General features: G+C 46.8%; 22 protein-coding genes and 1 other annotated feature. Of the genes, 7 read left to right on the top strand and 15 right to left on the bottom strand.

The window, feature by feature from the left end; all coding sequences use genetic code 11:
• Positions 1 to 3 precede the first annotated feature (3 nt).
• The 5 genes from M2387_RS12250 to M2387_RS12230 all read right to left on the bottom strand — a co-directional run bounded on the left by M2387_RS12250 (position 4) and on the right by M2387_RS12230 (position 4,776).
• Entirely contained in the window at positions 4 to 1,254 is a 1,251-nt protein-coding gene (locus tag M2387_RS12250) for an MFS transporter (protein WP_259049605.1), read from the bottom strand.
• Positions 1,255 to 1,474: 220 nt separating this feature from the next.
• The gene (locus tag M2387_RS12245) at positions 1,475 to 2,134 is read right to left on the bottom strand and encodes a methionine ABC transporter permease (RefSeq protein WP_259049875.1); all 660 of its coding nucleotides are present in this window, start codon (positions 2,132 to 2,134) and stop codon (positions 1,475 to 1,477) included.
• Positions 2,131 to 2,919, bottom strand: coding sequence for a methionine ABC transporter ATP-binding protein (locus M2387_RS12240; protein WP_259049603.1), 789 nt, complete (start codon positions 2,917 to 2,919; stop codon positions 2,131 to 2,133). Before M2387_RS12240 ends, M2387_RS12245 begins: the two co-directional genes overlap by 4 nt.
• Positions 2,916 to 3,722, bottom strand: coding sequence for a MetQ/NlpA family ABC transporter substrate-binding protein (locus M2387_RS12235; RefSeq protein ID WP_259049601.1), 807 nt, complete (start codon positions 3,720 to 3,722; stop codon positions 2,916 to 2,918). The genes M2387_RS12240 and M2387_RS12235 overlap by 4 nt, the downstream gene beginning before the upstream one ends.
• A gap of 16 nt (positions 3,723 to 3,738) precedes the next feature.
• Positions 3,739 to 4,776, bottom strand: a complete 1,038-nt coding sequence (locus M2387_RS12230) for an isopenicillin N synthase family dioxygenase (RefSeq protein ID WP_259049599.1) — start codon at positions 4,774 to 4,776, stop codon at positions 3,739 to 3,741.
• Between the two features lie 335 nt (positions 4,777 to 5,111).
• Here M2387_RS12230 and M2387_RS12225 point away from each other — a divergent pair, with 335 nt between their 5' ends.
• Complete coding sequence (locus M2387_RS12225; RefSeq protein WP_259049874.1) at positions 5,112 to 5,372, top strand: type B 50S ribosomal protein L31; 261 nt, start codon at positions 5,112 to 5,114, stop codon at positions 5,370 to 5,372.
• A gap of 3 nt (positions 5,373 to 5,375) precedes the next feature.
• A complete protein-coding gene (gene ykgO, locus M2387_RS12220; RefSeq protein ID WP_211992669.1) occupies positions 5,376 to 5,516 on the top strand; it encodes a type B 50S ribosomal protein L36 in 141 nt (46 codons plus the stop codon).
• A gap of 3 nt (positions 5,517 to 5,519) precedes the next feature.
• On the opposite strand, the gene M2387_RS12215 is transcribed toward ykgO, so the two are convergent.
• From M2387_RS12215 to M2387_RS12195, 5 genes are all read right to left on the bottom strand, one after another.
• Complete coding sequence (locus M2387_RS12215; RefSeq protein ID WP_259049597.1) at positions 5,520 to 5,996, bottom strand: YlaC family protein; 477 nt, start codon at positions 5,994 to 5,996, stop codon at positions 5,520 to 5,522.
• A gap of 340 nt (positions 5,997 to 6,336) precedes the next feature.
• A complete protein-coding gene (locus M2387_RS12210) occupies positions 6,337 to 6,555 on the bottom strand; it encodes an HHA domain-containing protein (RefSeq protein ID WP_259049596.1) in 219 nt (72 codons plus the stop codon).
• A gap of 9 nt (positions 6,556 to 6,564) precedes the next feature.
• A complete protein-coding gene (gene tomB, locus M2387_RS12205; RefSeq protein WP_259049593.1) occupies positions 6,565 to 6,960 on the bottom strand; it encodes an Hha toxicity modulator TomB in 396 nt (131 codons plus the stop codon).
• A gap of 638 nt (positions 6,961 to 7,598) precedes the next feature.
• Positions 7,599 to 10,745, bottom strand: coding sequence for a multidrug efflux RND transporter permease subunit AcrB (gene acrB / locus M2387_RS12200; protein WP_259049591.1), 3,147 nt, complete (start codon positions 10,743 to 10,745; stop codon positions 7,599 to 7,601).
• A 34-nt stretch (positions 10,746 to 10,779) separates the two neighbouring features.
• Positions 10,780 to 11,967: an efflux RND transporter periplasmic adaptor subunit gene (locus M2387_RS12195; RefSeq protein WP_259049589.1), complete on the bottom strand. Its 1,188-nt coding sequence runs from the start codon at positions 11,965 to 11,967 to the stop codon at positions 10,780 to 10,782.
• Between the two features lie 144 nt (positions 11,968 to 12,111).
• Here M2387_RS12195 and acrR point away from each other — a divergent pair, with 144 nt between their 5' ends.
• Positions 12,112 to 12,771 carry a multidrug efflux transporter transcriptional repressor AcrR gene (gene acrR, locus M2387_RS12190; protein WP_259049587.1) on the top strand — a complete coding sequence of 220 codons (660 nt, stop codon included), beginning with the start codon at positions 12,112 to 12,114 and terminating at the stop codon, positions 12,769 to 12,771.
• Positions 12,772 to 12,817: 46 nt separating this feature from the next.
• On the opposite strand, the gene M2387_RS12185 is transcribed toward acrR, so the two are convergent.
• Positions 12,818 to 12,988: a YbaM family protein gene (locus M2387_RS12185; RefSeq protein WP_259049586.1), complete on the bottom strand. Its 171-nt coding sequence runs from the start codon at positions 12,986 to 12,988 to the stop codon at positions 12,818 to 12,820.
• Between the two features lie 24 nt (positions 12,989 to 13,012).
• Positions 13,013 to 13,549 carry a primosomal replication protein gene (gene priC / locus M2387_RS12180; RefSeq protein ID WP_259049585.1) on the bottom strand — a complete coding sequence of 179 codons (537 nt, stop codon included), beginning with the start codon at positions 13,547 to 13,549 and terminating at the stop codon, positions 13,013 to 13,015.
• Positions 13,550 to 13,792: 243 nt separating this feature from the next.
• On the opposite strand from priC, the gene apt reads away from it, so the two are divergent.
• Positions 13,793 to 14,344 (top strand): adenine phosphoribosyltransferase, encoded by a 552-nt coding sequence (gene apt / locus M2387_RS12175; protein WP_259049583.1) that lies wholly within the window; start codon positions 13,793 to 13,795, stop codon positions 14,342 to 14,344.
• A gap of 81 nt (positions 14,345 to 14,425) precedes the next feature.
• Here apt and msrA read toward each other — a convergent pair whose 3' ends face one another.
• Positions 14,426 to 14,917 (bottom strand): peptide-methionine (S)-S-oxide reductase MsrA, encoded by a 492-nt coding sequence (gene msrA / locus M2387_RS12170; RefSeq protein WP_259049581.1) that lies wholly within the window; start codon positions 14,915 to 14,917, stop codon positions 14,426 to 14,428.
• Entirely contained in the window at positions 14,907 to 15,368 is a 462-nt protein-coding gene (msrB, locus tag M2387_RS12165) for a peptide-methionine (R)-S-oxide reductase MsrB (RefSeq protein ID WP_259049579.1), read from the bottom strand. The genes msrA and msrB overlap by 11 nt, the downstream gene beginning before the upstream one ends.
• 204 nt (positions 15,369 to 15,572) lie before the next feature.
• Here msrB and dnaX point away from each other — a divergent pair, with 204 nt between their 5' ends.
• Positions 15,573 to 17,507 (top strand): DNA polymerase III subunit gamma/tau, encoded by a 1,935-nt coding sequence (gene dnaX / locus M2387_RS12160; protein WP_259049873.1) that lies wholly within the window; start codon positions 15,573 to 15,575, stop codon positions 17,505 to 17,507.
• Positions 16,837 to 16,898: a sequence feature (DnaX frameshifting element), on the top strand. Its footprint overlaps the gene before it by 62 nt.
• Before the next feature lie 84 nt (positions 17,508 to 17,591).
• Complete coding sequence (locus M2387_RS12155; protein ID WP_259049576.1) at positions 17,592 to 17,921, top strand: YbaB/EbfC family nucleoid-associated protein; 330 nt, start codon at positions 17,592 to 17,594, stop codon at positions 17,919 to 17,921.
• A gap of 74 nt (positions 17,922 to 17,995) precedes the next feature.
• On the opposite strand, the gene M2387_RS12150 is transcribed toward M2387_RS12155, so the two are convergent.
• Entirely contained in the window at positions 17,996 to 18,754 is a 759-nt protein-coding gene (locus M2387_RS12150; protein WP_259049575.1) for an SDR family oxidoreductase, read from the bottom strand.
• A 237-nt stretch (positions 18,755 to 18,991) separates the two neighbouring features.
• On the opposite strand from M2387_RS12150, the gene M2387_RS12145 reads away from it, so the two are divergent.
• Positions 18,992 to 19,537, top strand: a complete 546-nt coding sequence (locus M2387_RS12145; RefSeq protein ID WP_259049574.1) for a GNAT family N-acetyltransferase — start codon at positions 18,992 to 18,994, stop codon at positions 19,535 to 19,537.
• Positions 19,538 to 19,609: the final 72 nt, after the last annotated feature.

The following is a 19,609-nucleotide window of genomic DNA, read 5'->3' as shown; positions in this document are numbered from 1 at the left end:
TCATTACCTGGTTTGTAAATTAAGAGGGGCTACGGGCTGTTTAGGCGTATCGCCATTGAGCAAGAAGCTTGAAATTAGCGTGAAGCAGAACACCAGACCCGCAAGGATCATATAGGTATCCGGGAATCCGAGCTGGTCATAACCTCGTCCAACCAGTGGTGATAAGATGCTGGCACAAATAGAGGTGACAAACTGGAATCCGACTAAATAGAGCGTGGCTGAAAGACGCTGATCAAATTGTGTTGTGATGTATTTAAACATTGAGATCAACAGGATAGGTAGCTCCACAGCATGCAGTAATTTCATTGCTGAAATCATGACAGTATCGACGGCCATACCTGAGCCAAAGATACGTAATGCCATAATAAAACCACTCAGTAACAGGCCACGTTTAGCGCCGATTTTATTAACCAGGAAAGGAGCGAGAAATAGCCCTATAGCTTCAAGAAATACCTGGAAAGAGTTCAGGAAACCGAACATTTCATTGCCGTGGTTAACATCACTGAATAGCGAAGCAAAATAGATAGGGAATTGTTGATCGTACACGTTATAAACACTGACCCCGCAGACAAAAACCACTAATGCCCAGAAGCGCGGTAGCTTAAGTAAGCTTAATGCATCATTAAGCGAAAGGGAGCTGGTTTTGCCGTATTCCAGTTCATTAAAGGCATTGGTCTGGACATCTTTCATCCACCATAAGAGCGCGATGAAAATCAGCGCGGAAACACTGCCCATCCAGAAATTCAGTTGCGGGTTAATATTAAACAGTAACCCGGCAAGTAAGGTGGCTCCGGCCCAGCCCAGCGAGCCCCACATTCTGGCGCGTCCGTACTCAAAACCAACAATACGGCTAACACGTTCGGTATAACACTCTAGAGCACCGATACCGGCAAAGAAGGTTGCACCGACATAAAGCCCGATGCTGATAGCCCCCGGCACAATATGAAAGTGAAGCAGGGGCGTACAAACAAAAATAAAATAAGGACCGCTGATTAACAGCAGGAAACCTATTACCCTAAGCAGCGTTTTTTTCAGTCCCAGTTTATCCTGGACAAAACCGTATAACGGCTGCGCGCACAGGGCTGTAAGGGCGATAATGGAAAATATCAGACCGGTTTCAGCGCCACTCAACCCTATCTTTTGATGTAACCAAAGAGAGATCAGTGAAAAAACAGAAGACCAGGTCCAGAAGAAGGTAAACAGGAGTCCACTCAGAACCAGATAATGATGTTGTTTGCGTATTGTCAGAGCCATTTGGCTATCCCCTGAATATTTATTAACTCAATTGTTAACGTTAACTTTGAGGGTGAAAAGCAAAAACAGGTTAAAATGTGATTTAAATCACTTTTGTTATCGTTAACATTTTATTTTTGTGATCGCGACCAGAAAATAGAACATGGATGACGGGAAGGGGATTTGAAGATAAATACCCGACATCTGGACAGGATGTCGGGTCAGCAAGGCAGAAGGATATTTAGCGACGATGGGCGAGACGACGAACCAGCCTGTCCCCGGTACTTTGTACCAGTTGAACCATAGCGACCAGGATAACCACGGTGCCTATCATCACCTGGTCATTAAAGCGCTGATAACCGTAGCGGATAGCTAAATCACCTAAGCCACCGCCACCGATTACGCCAGCCATTGAAGAGAAGCCAATCAGCATTACCACGGTGAGCGTGATACCCGCCAGCAGGGCTGGCAGGGCCTCGGGTAGTAACACTTTGCTGATAACATGCCAGGCATTACCGCCCATTGAAAGAATAGCTTCGATGCGTCCCTTATCGACTTCATCCAGCGCACTTTCCACAATACGGGCAAAGAAGGGAAAAGCGCCGATAGTGATAGGGACTACAGCGGCGGTACTACCGAGCGTGGTGCCGACAATAATACGCGTAAAAGGAATTAGCGCGATCAGTAACACGATAAAGGGTAATGAACGGCCGACGTTAATAATACTGCCGAGTAGCTGATTTACACGCGGCGCAGGCAGAACCCCCTCACGGCGAGTAATAAACAGCAATACGCCTAGCGGTAAACCGATTAGCAGGGTAAATAACGCAGCCAGTGCCACCATATAAAGCGTATCCAGCGTACCCTCGAGTAATAACGGCCATAAATCTTCCCAGCTCAGGCTACGCATAGCACCCTCTCTTCAACACCATGACGACGTAAAAATGCTTTTTCAGCTTCACTGTTATGAAGCAATGCGGCGCGCAAGCGAGAGAAGGGATCAATCAGTCTTTCAGACAGAGGGCCGCTCTCAATCAGCCTGCCTTTTTCCAGTAAAGCGGCGTGATCGCAAATAGTCTTAACCACCTCCAACTGGTGGGTGATAAGCACAATCGTCAGGCCGAGCTGACGATTAATCTCTGCCAGTAGTCCCAGCACAGAAGCCGTTGTTTCAGGGTCAAGTGCGCTGGTTGCTTCATCACACAGCAAGATATCCGGGTGTGCTGCTAAGGCTCGGGCAATACCCACCCGCTGTTTTTGTCCGCCAGAGAGCTGGGAAGGAAAGGCTTTTGCTTTATCGCTCAGGCCGACCAAGTCCAGTAACTCCAGCACACGTAATTTTCGCTTATCTTTTGAGACCCCCGCGATTTCTAAGGGAACGGCAATATTGTCCTCAACATTGCGCGCATGAATAAGATTGAAATGCTGGAATACCATTCCCGTGCGCTGACGGTGTAATCGTAAGTCACGCTGTGAATAGGTCGTGATATCCTGGCCATTCATAATGATGCGGCCCTTCGTGGGCCGCTCCAGTAAATTGAGACAGCGGATCAGTGTACTTTTCCCTGCGCCACTGCGACCAAGAATTCCATAGACGGCGCCTTTCGGCACCTCCAGGTTTATGTCATCAAGCGCCGGTTGGCCTTCTCCAGCATACACTTTGCTCAGCCGCTCAAGTGTAATCATGGCTTATGAGCAACCGGAATAACGGAGTTGTTATATTGCTTATTAATAAAGTCAGCAGTCGCTTTTGATTCTAAATCTTTAGCCAGCGCTTTAATACGCGGGTCATTAGCTAGTTCAGGTGTGGTCACCAGAAGGTTGGCATAAGGATTATTCACGGCGCTTTCCAGAGCCAGGGCATCTTTTGCTGGAACTAAACCGGCTTCAAGCGCGTAGTTACCATTGATGATTCCGAGATCAACATCATCCAGAGAACGTGGGATCTGCGGAGACTCGACCTCAACAATCTTCAGATTTTTCGGGTTACCGACGATATCTTTCGGAGTAGCGAGCTTCAGGGAAGCATCTTTAAATTCAGGTCTCAGAGTAATCAGACCATTATCTTGTAGCAGATACAGGCCACGACTCAGGTTAGTCACGTTATTGGGTATAGCGACAGTCGCGCCATTCGGAACATCTTTGAGTGATTTATATTTTCTCGAATAAACCCCAAACGGCTCAATATGCACCGTTGCTGCCACAACAAATTTCTTACCGAGCGCTTTTTCCTGATCCAGCAAATACGGTAAATGCTGGAAATAGTTGGCATCAACGTCACCATTGGCTAGTAGCTCATTAGCGTTAATGCCGTTACTCAGTTCAATAACTTTGAGCTTATTCGCCGGGTCCTCTTTTTGTACAAAGGCAAGGATCTCCGAGTGAGGCACGGGATCTGCGGCAATGCGTAGCGCATCCGCAGCCTGGGCTGCAAAAGCAAAGGAGAGTGACAGAGCGATACTGGCTAACTTAAATGACGTTCTTTTCATCGATTTATTCCTATACTTAAGCAACAGTTTCTGAGGTTTTTTTAACAGTTTCAGGGTAGTAACGTTCAGCCACGTCAGGGTGTGAGCGCAGACGGCCTTTCAGATAGTTCCAGCCAACATCGCGCAACAGCGGATTATGGGGATCGCTTTCCGGTCCTTGTGCTTCACGAGAGAGTGCTTCGGGGAGTTCATAAACCGGGACTACGGCATCCAGCTGTGCGCCGAGGAAGAACGCGATGGACAGACGCTCCTGGTTCGCGGGTGGCGATACCACACGGTGTACAGTTGCACGCAGGTAGCCATTGGTCGCCAGTTCTAATAACTCACCAATATTGACCACAAAGCTGCCGGGCAGAGGGCTGGCATCAATCCAGTTATTTGGTGAGACTTCAACTTGCAGACCCTTTTGGTCATCCTGGAGCAAGAAACTCAGGAAACCGGAATCTTTATGAGCGCCGACTCCTTGATTGCTTTGAGTACCTTGCTGGCCAGGATAACGAATGAGTTTAATGTGTTCGTTTGGTTCATTGCCGTAGAGCTTTTCGAAAGCGTTTTCTGGCAGACTCAGCGCTGTGGCAAATGTTTTCAGCAGAGTCAGTGCCACTTCGGTCATTTCACTTTGCCATTGTAAAACCGTGGTTTTTAGCGCAGGCAGTGCTTGTGGCCATAAGTTGGGTCCCTGCAGTCTGCGCCACGCGGGGGTGTTTTCATCCAGCGACAATACCGGGCGTTCAGCACCAACATCGAATTGTTCACGCCAGTCAGGTTTACCCCGCGTCAGCTCACTGGCTGCACGGTTATAACCACGAAAATGGGGGGAGTGGATCATGCTGACATTCTGTTTTTGGTCGTCAGGGAGCGCGAAGAACAGACGAGATTGCTGTTGAACGGCTTGTTGCAGTTCGCTGCTAATACCATGGTTGATGAGATAGAAGAATCCGATTTCACGTGCGGCGTAACGTAACTGACTCAGAAATGCTGCGCGGTCAGTTGGGGTACCTTTTAACTGAGAGAGGTCAAGTATCGGCAGTGCCAGGTCTGGATTGTTGCTCATGATGTACTCCAAAAATCAATAAATTAGTAGGATCAACACGGTGATGTTCGGTACAACAGCGGAACTGTGTCATGGCTGGCTCCTACTAAATTATGTTCAGGTTGCGATGGAGATAACTTATCCGTAAGCATATGAGTTCGCCCAATATTGTTATCTTCTAAGCTATTCCGTTGTGGGGTTCTAAGCTTTTGCATAAACAGGAAAAGAAGGTGGGAAGGGCTCTACACCCAATCTGGTGGGAAATGGCTGACATCGGAGCAGTACCAGGATGCTTGCTTTTCAGTTCAAGCCACTTTAAAGTGATGTTACTTTATAACATAACAGTAGAGGCCGTTATGCAGCATGGCATCCATCCTGACTATCGAACCGTAGTGTTTCATGACACCAGCGTTAATGAATATTTCAAAATCGGATCGACGATTAAAACGGAAAGAACAATTGAACTTGAAGGGGTGAGCTACCCGTATGTGACTGTTGAGGTTTCATCTTCGTCACATCCGTATTACACCGGAAAACAGAAGGTTTATACCAATGAGGGCGGGCCTGCACGATTCCAGCAGCGCTTTGGTAATTTTTTTAGTGGGAAAAAGGACTAAATAATGCAGGTATTGAATTCTTTACGCAGTGCAAAAAACCGCCACCCCGATTGCCAGATAGTCAGGCGTAAGGGGCGACTCTATGTTATTTGCAAATCAAACCCGCGTTTCAAAGCGGTTCAGGGCAGGAAAAAACGCCGTTGATCGTTAACGACTGGCAACGGATTGCTGGCGGGTTAATGAGTACACATCATAAAATGATAATTCCCCTTTCCGGTCCAGCATTTTGTTCAGCAGCGATTTCTGTTCATCATCAACCTGAGGGGAATGCAAAATATCGTTAATCAATGTGGCTGGCACATTGCGAGTGTTATACCACTCTCCGTTGTAACAAACCCTCAAATCAAGGACATCTATATCACTGTAGCGATAGCGCGGGTTAACATCAAAAAAGAAAAATACGTTCAATAGGGCAAACAGAACAATCAATAACCAGGCTTCACCAGCCAGTGTATCTGATGCCATCATTACCCATAATGTGGCAAACAACCCAATGTACATGCCGATAAACAGGCCAGGATGCTTGCGAATAAAACTGATACTAAAGCGCGGTCTGTTATCGCGCTTCTCAGCCACATTCAATTTTTCAATAGTGTTAGTCAGCAGGCGTTGGATTTCAGTCATGGTAAGCCTTTTAATGTTCAGAGCTTCGAGTAAGACATAGGACAACACTATTTTAAGAAGCTCATGGCCAGCAAGAAAGTAACAGAAAGACTAAAAAAAACCATAACAGTTGACGCATCCACCTGCAAAGACGACTTTTCTCGCTAATCCTGAATTATCACCTAATGCTATTCCGCTTATTTGTAGCCCAGACCTGGGACTGGCACATGAAGTGAACAGCATCATCAAAAGTTATTTTTATATAAAACAATAACTTAAACTTTCAGACACTAAGATCTAAAAACGAAATAAGGTTACAGGAAAATCTGAAGTTACTTACGTATCCAAACCGATGAATAAATTAGCGGATGAATTTCCATACTGAAGGTGGAATTTTATCGTAAAGCTTATTCATCGTTAGCTCAGCAAGACGATGATCGGCAGCGGAATAGAACACCGCTAGTTCATTATCCGATAATTCGTATTTATTTTTTTCAATAACACGCTCTAGTGTGTCAAGTGTCTGGCATCGCCGCAAGCGCATCAAATAATCAATTTTAGTTAAAGGTTTATCTGTCATAAATTAGCCTTAAGTATTTTTAATATTTTTTTCTAACGAAATGTTCACAGAATTATCATGATCCTCATTAATGAGGCTTTGGAACAACCGATGCTCCGAACCTTGCCACTTTTGGAGATCCTGCCCACTTATACTGTAGTTACTGAACAGCATAAAGCTATCATCAAGGTATTCATCAACAAGTTCAATAAGCTTACTATCATCGATGTACTTAATTTTATAATTAAGCGCGAAGGCAGCGATGTGCTCAATCAATTCATTTAATTGCAAATGAGTCACAGATGTTGGTCCATTAACCCAGCCGTGATTACTGCTATCGAGATTAAGCAAGCAATCTCGCTGCAGGCTTTCACACAGGAACTTCAATTGTGCAATGTCATGTCGCTTTGGTGAATACTCGTCCATATAACAGCCCCTTTATCGACAACAACAATAAACGTAATCCGTTGGAGTGGACAACACCTAAACAGGTGGAGAACTGTGGCCATGATTATTACATGCAGATTCATTATAAAGCAATAACGATAAGATTTCATGGTGTGAGGAAAGAAAAGAAAGATTAATAACTGGCGGGGAGCAGGTAAGTACGCTAATTAACTCTTTGATATTAACGTTAACCTAAACTTACAAATAATTATTAAAGATGATTGACGAGCCATTTTCAGACTAAAAAGCAGTTATTTTCTGGTTGTTTTTTGCTCTTCTTGTTAATTGTTGGCGTAGCAACACATAACTAAGAATATTCCTATCAGAGTAATAGCAGAAACGAATCAGGGAGTGTGCAAATTTGATTACTGGATATTATCAAGACTAATAGTTAGGTTAGAGTTGATTAAAATTATGAATAGATTGTGAGGCCGGTAAAGTTATTATTCCAAAACAGAAGGGGTAAATAAAACGCTGAAACGTTCATTCTCATTAAATAAACTAATCACTTTTTTATTATTGAGTAAAATTCAATAATAAAAAAATAGCGTGTAATCCTGTTTTTCCCTTTCAATCAAAAACTTAAGGCCGTGGGTTTACCACGGCCTTAGCATTACTTAGTTTTTATGTTCAACCGGATGCGAGTGTTCAATATCTTCGCTTTTACGGCTAAAGCGACGACGAATGACCACAAAGAATACCGGTACAAAGAAGATGGCGAGGATAGTTGCAGTTATCATCCCACCTAAAACACCTGTACCTACCGCATTCTGTGCACCACTACCAGCACCAGTACTAATAACCAGTGGCATGATGCCGAGCATAAATGCCAGCGACGTCATCAGAATCGGACGCAGACGCATACGAACAGCATCCAGCGTTGCCTCAACCAGACCTTTACCTTCTTTCTCCATTAAGTCTTTGGCGAATTCTACGATAAGTATCGCATTCTTCGCCGATAAGCCAATGGTTGTGAGGAGGCCCACCTGGAAGTAAACGTCATTGGTGAGACCGCGCAACATCGTCGCCGCCAGGGCACCAAATACCCCCAGTGGAACAACCAGCATAACGGAGAATGGTATTGACCAGCTTTCGTACAAGGCTGCCAGACAGAGGAATACGACAATCAGCGAGATAGCATACAGAGCAGGTGCCTGGTTACCCGACAGCCTTTCCTGATAAGACATTCCCGTCCAGTCGTAACCGATACCCGTAGGTAACTTACCGGCCAGCTCTTCCATCATCAGCATTGCTTCACCGGTACTCTTACCGGGTGCCGCCTGACCGAGAATTTCCATAGACGGAAGACCGTTGTAACGCTCCAGACGCGGTGAACCATACTCCCAGCGTGAAGTGGTGAATTCAGAGAATGGAACCATCTGACCGGAACTACTACGTACGTACCATTTACCGATATCGGACGGCAGCATACGGTAAGGTGCATCAGCCATCACATAGACACGTTTCACACGACCACGGTCGATGAAGTCATTAACATAACTTCCCCCCCAGGCCGAGCTCAGTGTGGTGTTGATATCGCTGATAGAGACGCCCAGCGCTTGTGCTTTTTCCTGATCCACATCAATTTTGAACTGCGGTGTATCTTCCAGACCATTCGGACGCACACCGATTAATAAATCAGGATGCTGAGCCGCCATACCAAGCAGCTGATTACGCGCTTGTGTTAGTTGCTCATGGCCGAGGTTTGCCTGGTCGATTAACTCGAAGTCAAAACCGGTTGCGGTACCCAGTTCAACAATTGCAGGTAAGTTAAAGGCAAAGACCATTGCTTCCCGAATTTGCGACAGGGCAATATTCGCCCGTTGAGCAATTGCAGGAACTTTATTTTCTTCGCCCTGACGCTCATCCCAGTTTTTCAGTGAGATAAATGCCAGACCAACGTTTTGTCCACGACCCGAGAAACCAAAGCCGTTAACGGTAAATACAGAGTTAACGTTGTCTTTTTCTTTGGTCAGATAGTATTCGTTGACTTCATCAAGCACTTTCTGAGTCTGTTGCTGAGTTGCACCTGAAGGAAGCTGTGCCATCGACAACAGTACACCCTGATCTTCATCAGGCAAGAAGGAACTTGGTAAGCGGACAAACATCAGCGCCATGCCTGCAACCAATATGACATACAACACTAAATAACGACCGGTGCTGCGCAGAATTCTGGCAACGCTGTCGGTATAGTGATGTGTGCTCTTCTCGAACATGTTGTTGAACCAGCCGAAGAAGCCTTTCTTGTGCTCATGGCCAGGCTGAAGAGGTTTCAGCATAGTTGCACAGAGTGCTGGGGTCAGGATCATGGCCACCAGAACAGAAAGAATCATCGCTGAAACGATAGTTATCGAGAACTGACGATAGATAGCACCGGTTGAGCCGCCAAAGAATGCCATCGGTATAAATACCGCAGACAGAACAAGAGCGATACCAACCAGTGCACCTTGGATCTGTCCCATCGACTTACGCGTGGCTTCTTTCGGTGACAGGCCCTCTTCGGCCATCACGCGTTCGACGTTCTCAACCACCACGATGGCATCATCCACCAGCAAGCCTATCGCGAGCACCAACCCGAACATCGTGAGGGTGTTTATCGAATAGCCAAACACGGCAAGAACGGCGAAGGTCCCAAGGATTACCACCGGAACGGCAATAGTTGGAATCAATGTTGCCCGGAAGTTCTGTAAGAACAGATACATTACCAGGAATACCAGTAAAATCGCTTCCAGCAGCGTTTTTACCACTTCATTAATAGAGATCTTAATGAATGGCGTAGTGTCGTACGGATAAACCACTTCTAACCCAGCCGGGAAGAAAGGTTTAAGCTTCTCTATGGTGTCACGTACAGCCTGTGCGGTTTCCAGCGCATTCGCACCGGTTGCCAGTTTGATACCGAGTCCTGATGCTGGCTTACCGTTATAACGCGCAATAACGTCATAACTCTCAGCGCCCAGCTCAACTTTTGCTACATCACGTAGCAATACACGGGAACCATCAGCGTTGACTTTCATCAGGATTTTGCTGAACTCATCGACAGATGTCAGGCGTGTCTGTGCGATGATTGAAGCATTTAACTCCTGGCCTTTAACCGGTGGCGTACCACCTAATTGACCTGCTGCGACCTGGGCGTTTTGTGCCTTAAGTGCAGTAACAACATCGATTGGCGTCAGGTTGTAGTTGTTTAGCTCATGTGGGTTCAGCCAGATACGCATTGCGTACTGAGAACCGAACAGTTGAACGTCACCCACCCCACTGGTACGGCTGATAGGATCTTTAACCGTTGCACCAAGGTAGTCAGAAATATCTTCCTGAAGCATAGTGCCATCGGTATTGATCATACCGAGAACCATCAGGAAGCTACTGGATGATTTTTCTACACTAACACCTTGCTGCTGAACTTCCTGAGGAAGTAGCGGCATAGCGAGCTGCAGTTTGTTCTGCACCTGGACTTGCGCGATATCTGCATCAGTATCGGCATCAAAGGTTAATGTGATTTGTACCGAACCAGAAGAGTCACTGGCCGAAGACATATACAGCAGGCCATCAAGGCCATTCATATTCTGTTCTATAACCTGGGTGACAGAATCCTGTACGGTTTTTGCATCCGCGCCTGGATAGTTAGCCGAGACAGTTACCGCTGGAGGCGCAATGGTTGGATATTGCGCGACGGGTAGCTTTAAAATTGCAAGCAACCCCGCCAGCATAACAATAATGGCGATAACCCAGGCGAAAATAGGGCGATCGATAAAAAACTTAGCCATGTCTTAACGGCTCCTGTTTAAGTTAAGACTTCTACTATTCAGACTTCGCACCGGCAGCAGAACTCTGTTGACCTTCACTACTTTCAGCAACTTCTTGCGCATTAACTTGAACGCCCGGTTTTATTTTCTGCAGACCAGTGATAATGACACGGTCGCCATCTTGTAATCCTTCGGTCACTAACCATTTGTTGCCAATAGCGGCACCGGTTGTCAGCTGACGCACGGCAACTTTATTGTCTTTATCCACAATCATTGCTGATGCTTCACCACGTGGCGTACGAGTAATACCTTGTTGTGGCACCAGAATGGCAGTCGGATTAATACCTTCTTCCAGCTCGGCACGAACAAACATACCCGGCAACAAGGATTTATCCGGGTTAGGGAATACTGCGCGCAGGGTGATGGAGCCAGTAGATGGGTCTACGGTCACCTCAGAAAACTCCAGCGTACCTTCTTGCTGATAGGCCACACCATCGTTGGTTACCAGTTTAACTTTCGCCTGACCATTTTCCTGCTTCAGTTTACCTGCAGCCAGCTCTTGCTTTAAACGTAAAAACTCACCGCTGGACTGAGTGACATCAACATAAATCGGGTCGATTTGTTGGACGGTCACTAACGCATTAGTCTGACCACTGGTCACCAGCGCACCTTCGGTGACTGAGGACATACCAGTACGACCACTAATAGGAGAGGTCATTTTGGTGTAGGCCAGATTAATACGGGCACTTTCCAGGGCAGCTTTAGCGGCCACAACAGCGGCATTGGCTTGCTGAGCAGTCGCGACAGCCTGATCGTAATCTTGTTTACTAATATATTGAGTACCGACCAGTTTTTGATAACGCTTAACCGTCAGTTGGGCAATGTTTGCACTGGCCTGTGATTGAGCAAGTTGACCATTCGCACTATTGTAAGCAGCCTGATAGGGAGCGGGATCGATTTGGTAAAGTGATACACCAGCCTGAACATCGCTACCTTCAGTGAAGTTACGTTTGAGAATGATTCCGCTTACCTGTGGACGAACTTCCGCTACACGATAGGCGCTGGTACGCCCTGGAAGCTCATTAGTTATCTGCAAAGGCTCGCTTTTCAAAGTGACTACACCCACTTCAGGTGGGGGCGGCGCACTTTGTTGGCTTTCTTTTTCGTTACATCCTGTAAGCGCTAAGCTGCCTGAAAGCATCAGAACGGCCGCCAGAGGCGTAAACCCTCTGTTTTTGTTCATATGTAAACCTCAAGTGTCCGAATTCAACGTTAATTCAATGGAGCAAATGCCCACAATCCCACTACTGTGTTTATATTCTCGTCGTGCTATGTTACATACATTCACAAATGTATGTAAATCTGACGCTCGCATATTCACTGACATATGGCACGAAAAACTAAAGCGCAAGCGCTTGAAACCCGACAGCATCTCCTCGACGTGGCGATTATTCTGTTCTCGCAACACGGCGTATCCGCGACCTCGCTTGCAGACATAGCAAAAGCTGCTGGTGTCACGCGTGGAGCTATCTATTGGCATTTCAAAAATAAGTCGGAATTGTTCAATGAAATCTGGAAACTTACAGAGTCCAGTATTAGTGATATAGAAATTGAGTATCAGGCAAAATACCCGGACGATCCACTTTCTGTCGTCAGAGAATTACTTATTTATATCCTACAGGCGACGGTTTCAGAAGAGCGCCGACGGTTAATGACAGAAATTATTTTTCACAAATGTGAATTTGTTGGTGAGCTTGCTGTAATGCAGGAAGCACGACGTGCTCTCTATTTAGAGGGAAATGAACGCATTGAAGCCAGTTTGCAGCGTTGTATCGATGCAGGGTATCTTCCTGTTAACCTTAGTTTATCCCATGCTGTTATCACAATGCGTAGTTATATCACCGGTTTGATTGAGAACTGGTTGGTCGCCCCGGACAGTTTTGATTTATACAGTAATGCTGCTGATTATGTTGCTATTTTGTTGGAAATGTTTCTATTTTGTCCGACGCTTCGACAGACAAAAAAAAGCGCCGAAATTGAACCGTAAAACTATGTAAAGCACTGCCGGAACAGGTTTTTTGGCTGATTACTGTTCAAACCTCCGTGCCTTGTTCTCTGGCCGTATGTACTTTTTTTCGTAAAAAATCCTGTTCAACTATTTCCAGTGCTTTTAGCACGGTATCAGTCGGGATAGCGTGTTGTTCAAGCAGCATAATTAAATCGACCGCGAGTTTGATTTCATCTGCAGCATTTTCTAGTGACATCGCTTTCTCCCGAACAAATAAACATTAACCCAGACCACGTTCCTGGCGTTCAATAATACGTTCCAGGCGGGTCAGAGCTTGTTTGCATCGCTGCAAACGACCTTCCAGTGCCAGTATTTCGCGCTGTAATTTCTGTTGCCCGGCTAGCGTCGTTTGCACTGCGTGCTGATTTTCCCTGTCATTAATCATCGCTTGCAGGCGACGCTCATAATCCTGATGAGTCGCCAGCTTCTGGTAAAAATTCTCTGCTTCAGGTTGCTGGCGCTCACTTTTACGTAACTCTTTGGTTGCCAGCTCTCTTTGCAGGGCGGCCAGCTGTTCAACCAGCTTTTCAGCCAGAAAAGCGACCTGGTCAGTTCTTGCCTGCTCGACGCTGTGCTGGAGCTTATCCATATTCTCCCGAACTTCCAGCAGATAATCCTTTAACTGTGTGCTGTGGGTGGCAAACAGCTTTTTATCGAATCTGGCCTGCGAAGCGCGTTGCTGAGAAAGAGGGGCGATAGCCACCGCTAATTCATCAATTCGTGTACGTAGCACTTGTAGCAGTGACGTGGTGTTCATCAGTGAACCTCTCTTAATCTCCGATCATATTCGATAATGGATGAAGCGGGTGCTATTCTTTGATTTAACGCGCGGCAGCGGCTGAAAAGTAACAACCTTGGCCAACGAAGTTGCAATTCTCGCTGTCAGGCAGTAAATTCGAGCGTTTTCGGGCATGGGTACGGCGGGTTAAAAACAGCCGGGTTCTATAATGAACTGAAAGCGTACCCTGACTAGTATCATGTTTTCAGCAGGCATAAATCGATGACCGCGACCGTTCAGCAGCTTGAGTATCTCAAAAACAGCATTAAAAGCGTCCAAGACTATCCAAAACCGGGCATTTTATTCCGTGACGTTACCAGCTTGCTGGAAGATCCGAAAGCCTATGCGCTCAGTATTGAACTGTTAGTCTCGCAATTTAAAGATGCGGGTATCACCAAAGTAGTGGGTACTGAAGCCCGCGGCTTCTTATTTGGTGCCCCTGTTGCGCTAGGACTGGGAGTAGGATTTGTTCCAGTACGTAAACCAAATAAATTACCACGTGAAACTCTGTCAGAAAGCTATGAGCTGGAATACGGCACCGATAAGCTGGAAATTCACGTTGATGCGATTAAAGCTGGCGATAAAGTGCTGGTGATTGACGATCTGCTGGCTACCGGTGGAACCATTGAGGCTACGGTCAAATTGATCCGTCACCTTGGCGGCGAAGTGACCGACGCGGCTTTTGTTATCAATTTATTTGATCTGGGTGGTGAACAGCGCCTGGAGAAAATGGGCCTTAATATCTTTAGCCTGGTGCCATTCCCGGGTCACTAATAAGATCTCTTTTTTCCTTCTTTTTCAGAAAGTTAAAAGCCTCCCATCAGGAGGCTTTTGTGTTATACCTCAGTCAGGCCTTCAGGGTAACTGCCAGTCATTGCGTTCAAAATGACAGGTGTAGCCATTTGGATTTCTCTGTAAATAATCCTGATGTTCAGCTTCGGCAGACCAGAAGGGGGCAGCCTCTTTCACTTCTGTGACTACCGGTCCGGGCCAGATACCTGAATTATCCATTTCTGTTATCAGTTTTTCAGCCTCGGCTTTCTGTGTTTCTGATAAATAGAAAATGGCGGAACGATAGCTGGAACCGATATCATTGCCCTGACGAAGAGAGGTTGTCGGGTCATGAATCTGAAAGAAATATTTCAGCAGATCCCGGTAACTCAGTGTCTCGGGTAAAAATTCTATTCTGATTGCCTCAGCATGCCCGGGATGATAGCTGTAGGTTGGTGAGTCATTGCGTCCACCGGTATAACCCACTTCGGTGCTGATAACCCCGTCCAGCTTACGTATCAGTTCCTGGACACCCCAGAAGCAACCTCCAGCAAGAATGGCGACCTCAGTTTTCATTTTTTTTCCCTTCTTCGAATAAAGGCAGATAATCACCATAGCCTTCTGTTGCCAGCGCTGCTTTAGGAATAAAGCGCAATGCCGCAGAGTTGATACAGTAGCGCAGGCCGCCTGTTTCTTGCGGTCCGTCCGGGAAGACATGGCCTAAATGGCTGTCTCCGTGCTGGGAACGGACTTCTGTACGAATCATGCCATGGCTTTTATCGCTGATATTGCGGATATTGTTATCCACCGGTCGACTGAACGCCGGCCAGCCACAACCTGAGTCAAATTTATCCAGTGAGGTAAACAGAGGTTCACCAGAAACGATATCGACATACAGACCTTCTTCAAAATGTTCATCGTAAACCCCGGAAAACGGACGTTCTGTGGCATTGTTTTGGGTAACGTTGAATTGAATTTCAGTAAGTTTCCCAAGCTGATTGGGGTCTTTTTTATACTGTTTGGTCATGATGATTATCCTTTTTTCTGCATCGCTCTTGATGTGCTTCTGAATTTAACCTGCCACTCTGCAGGCAGACTGGCAAGCAATAAAATATGCGATGCAGTATAAATGGCGTTGACTTCAATAAGCCTTACTCGCCCCCAGGGTGAGGCTTGTGGTAGCATTACCTTCTTTGACTCACCTTTCCCGCGAATCAGAGCTGAATCCCAGATGAGCTACCAGGTCTTAGCCCGCAAATGGCGCCCACAAACTTTTGCTGATGTTGTTGGCCAGCAACATGTCCTGACCGCGTTAGCGAATGGTTTAACGCTGGGACGCATTCATCACGCCTATCTTTTCTCCGGAACCCGTGGGGTCGGGAAAACATCGATTGCCCGTTTACTGGCCAAAGGGCTGAATTGCGAAACGGGGATCACTGCGACACCTTGCGGTGTCTGTGATAACTGCCGTGAAATAGAGCAGGGACGATTTGTCGATCTGATCGAGATTGACGCTGCCTCGCGCACTAAAGTCGAAGATACCCGTGATTTACTGGACAACGTTCAGTACGCACCCGCCAGAGGCCGTTTTAAAGTCTATCTGATTGACGAAGTTCACATGCTTTCCCGCCATAGCTTCAATGCGTTGTTAAAAACGCTGGAAGAGCCGCCGGCGCATGTGAAATTCTTGCTTGCCACTACCGATCCGCAAAAACTACCGGTAACGATTTTATCCCGTTGCTTGCAGTTTCATCTTAAAGCGCTGGACGTCTCTCAAATCGGACAGCAACTGGAACACGTGCTGGACAAAGAAAATATTGCCTGGGACACCCGCGCGATACAATTACTTGCCCGGGCAGCTGATGGTAGCTTACGCGATGCTCTGAGCTTAACAGACCAGGCTATCGCCAGCGGTGACGGTCAGGTCACGACTGCTGCGGTCAGCAGCATGCTAGGGACGCTGGATGATAGTCAGGCTCTCTCTCTGATAGAAGCTGTTGTGCAAGCTGACGGCCAACTGGTGATGTCTCTGCTTAATGAGGTTGCCTCTCGCGGTGTCGAGTGGGAAAGCCTGCTGGTGGAGATGTCATCTTTACTCCATCGACTTGCGATGATACAGCTCTCTCCGGCAGCGTTAGGCAACGATATGGCTGCGATTGAAGTGCGAATGCGCGAACTGGCTCGGACTATCCCGCCTGCGGATTTGCAGCTTTACTATCAGACACTGTTAATTGGTCGTAAAGAACTTCCCTGGGCACCAGATCGTCGTATGGGAGTGGAAATGACGTTGCTGCGTGCTCTGGCATTCCATCCGCAGAAACCGTTACCTGAACCCGAAGTTCGCTATGTGCCAGCATCGACCAACAGTCCTGTAACTTCACCAAGTGCAGTACAGTCAGTCAGCGCGCCACAGGCAGCATCAGTGGGCCGTGAGGCGCCAGCACTATCGGATAGCACTAACCAGATCCTTCAGGCTCGTAGCCAGCTACAGCGCCAGCAAGGAACTGATAAAGCAAAAAAGAATGAGCCGGCTGCGCTGGTAGCGCGGCCGGCGAAACGTTCTGTTGCAGAACGCCTGGCATCAGTGACCGATCGTATTCAGGCTTCTGCAACATCAGCAGTGTCATCAAAGCCCGCGGTAGTCGAAAAACCAGAAGCGTATCGCTGGACATCACAAGTGGTCAGTGAAGAGGTTGCAGAACCGGTTGCAACCCCCAAGGCGTTAAAAAAAGCGCTTGAGCATGAAAAAACGCCTGAACTGGCACTAAAACTGGCTCAGGAAGCCGCTTTACGTGATAACTGGTCGGCTGAGATTGAAAAGTTGTCGCTTCCTAAGCTGGTACAGCAACTGGCACTGAATGCCTGGAAAGAGCAGCGGGGGCCACAGATTTGTTTACATCTGCGGCCTGCCTTGCGGCATCTGAACTCAACGGGTGCACACAAGGCACTGACTGAGGCGCTCATGCAGTTGCAAGGTGAGGCAGTTGAATTAACGATTATTGAAGACGATAATTTGACGCAGCGTACGCCGTTAGAATGGCGTCAGGCTATTTATGAAGAAAAACTCGAACAAGCACGTGAGTCACTGAACAGTGATAACAATATCCAAACGATAAAAAGATTCTTTGATGCCGTGCTGGATGAGGATAGTATTCGTCCTGTTTAATATGTCACTGTAAAGGTGGCATAGTGTAATCCTGATAACCATAATCGCATAACGCGACCGATGGCCGACGAAAGAGAGATAATTATGTTTGGAAAAGGCGGTCTGGGTAACCTGATGAAGCAGGCCCAGCAGATGCAAGAAAAAATGGCTGAAGCTCAAGAAGAAATCGCCAAAATGGAAGTCACCGGTGAGTCTGGAGCGGGCCTGGTTAAAGTTACCATCAATGGTGCACACAACTGCCGTCGGGTGGAAATTGATCCAAGCCTGATGGAAGACGACAAAGAAATGGTCGAAGATTTGGTTGCTGCTGCATTTAATGATGCCGCGCGCCGTATTGCTGAAGCACAGAAAGAGAGAATGGCTGGCGTATCTAGCGGTATGCAGCTGCCTCCTGGCTTTAAAATGCCATTCTGATTTTTGCCAGAAGACTCTCTGGTCTTCAATGCATAATTTAAAAGCGGGAACCATCAGGTTCCCGCTTTTTGCTTTCAGCTCTGCTGTTCTTCCAGCCGGGCAACGGTCTCACGATCGGGCCCCTGGAAATAAATTGCGCTAATATGGCAGCCACGCGGTTGTGATACGACAAATTTAATGGTTTGCCATATTGCATGCCCGTTGAGCAACGATCGGCCACTGCCCGGCTGGTAAGGCGGTTCTTCGCTTGGATCAATGGTGTCAAAATCGGGTGGATAAAGTGCTGTCACGCGGATATTTTCTGAGGCTAATTTTTCTGAAATGGTATTAAGAAAACCGCTCATGCCCTGTTTGGCGGCAAAAAAGGCCGGATGTGCAATCGAGCGGGTGAAATTGGGAATGCCACATACTGAAACCATGCCAATAATATCGCTACCTTGTTCCCGATTCATATAAGGCAATAGGGCTTTGGTCAGTAGAATAGAACCGGTCAGACCTGAGTTAATCGTACTGATAATATCTTCATCCTGCTCACCCCCGGCCAGATCACCTTCCAGCCATTGCGCTGCGCTGAGAATCAGAATATCGACGGGTTGTGTATCGATAGCAAGTGACCGGGCAAACTGCTGCACTGCCTGCATATCTGTGATATCGCACTGATAAGCTTTCGCTCTGCCACCTTCAGCAAGAATCAGGTCAACAGTTGACTGAGCCTGATCCAGAGTACGGCTACATAGCGCCACTTCAGCGCCTTCCCGGGCAAGCCAGACCGATAATGCCCGACCAAAATCACGCCCGCCACCGGTAACAACAACCCGCTTTCCTTGTAACATAACTTTCTCCTTTACCCAGCCATTGAAATATTTTGTGTCGGTATCCTAATCAATTTTCTGAGGGGCTGCAAAATGGGGTGCTACAAATGATCAAATACAATTTTAATGTGTATTGAGGCAGCAATGAAAATTAAAGTAAATTTTAATAATAATGAATATTTAACTGCTAGTTTATCTGGGTGAAAATATTTCAGCTGATTTTTTATTTTAATATAAAAAGGTATCATTTTGTTTTCAATGACATTTCCTCTTATCACTGACCGTCTGTGTTTACGTCGTTTTACGCATCAGGATCTTATTGCTTACGAGGAGTATCATAGCCTGCCGGAGGTGTACCGTTATTTATATGCCTCACCGCCAGAGCCAGAACAATTAATAAATCAATTATCCGCTGCTATAGATTCGGCGCTAAATAATGATGGCGATACCTTATATTACGCGGTAACCCTGAAAGAAAGTCATACCCTGATAGGCGAGGTACTATTAAAGCTGGCAAACCGGGCTGCATTGCAGGCAGAAATTGGTTATATCTTTAACCCTGCTTATGCCGGAAAAGGCTACGCCACAGAAGCGGCCGCGGCGGTACTGGCGCAAGGTTTTACCGAGGGTGGATTTCACCGTATTTTTGCCCGCCTGGATGCGGATAATTTGGGATCAATTGGAATCGCTGAACGTTTGGGCATGCGTAAAGAAGCCCACTTCCGCCAGAATGACCGTTTTAATGGTCAGTGGGGTGATGAGCTGGTTTATGCCTTGTTAAAACAAGAGTATCTCTCTTCTTAAAGTGTATCGAGCGATAAGTTAAGCGTGAACTTTCTCCTGGCTGCTGTGCGAGGAGGAAATCCGGTTAATCTT

This window comes from Klebsiella sp. BIGb0407, assembly GCF_024807845.1.
Classification (GTDB): domain Bacteria; phylum Pseudomonadota; class Gammaproteobacteria; order Enterobacterales; family Enterobacteriaceae; genus JGM124.
This window is presented reverse-complemented; position numbering and strand designations above follow the sequence as displayed.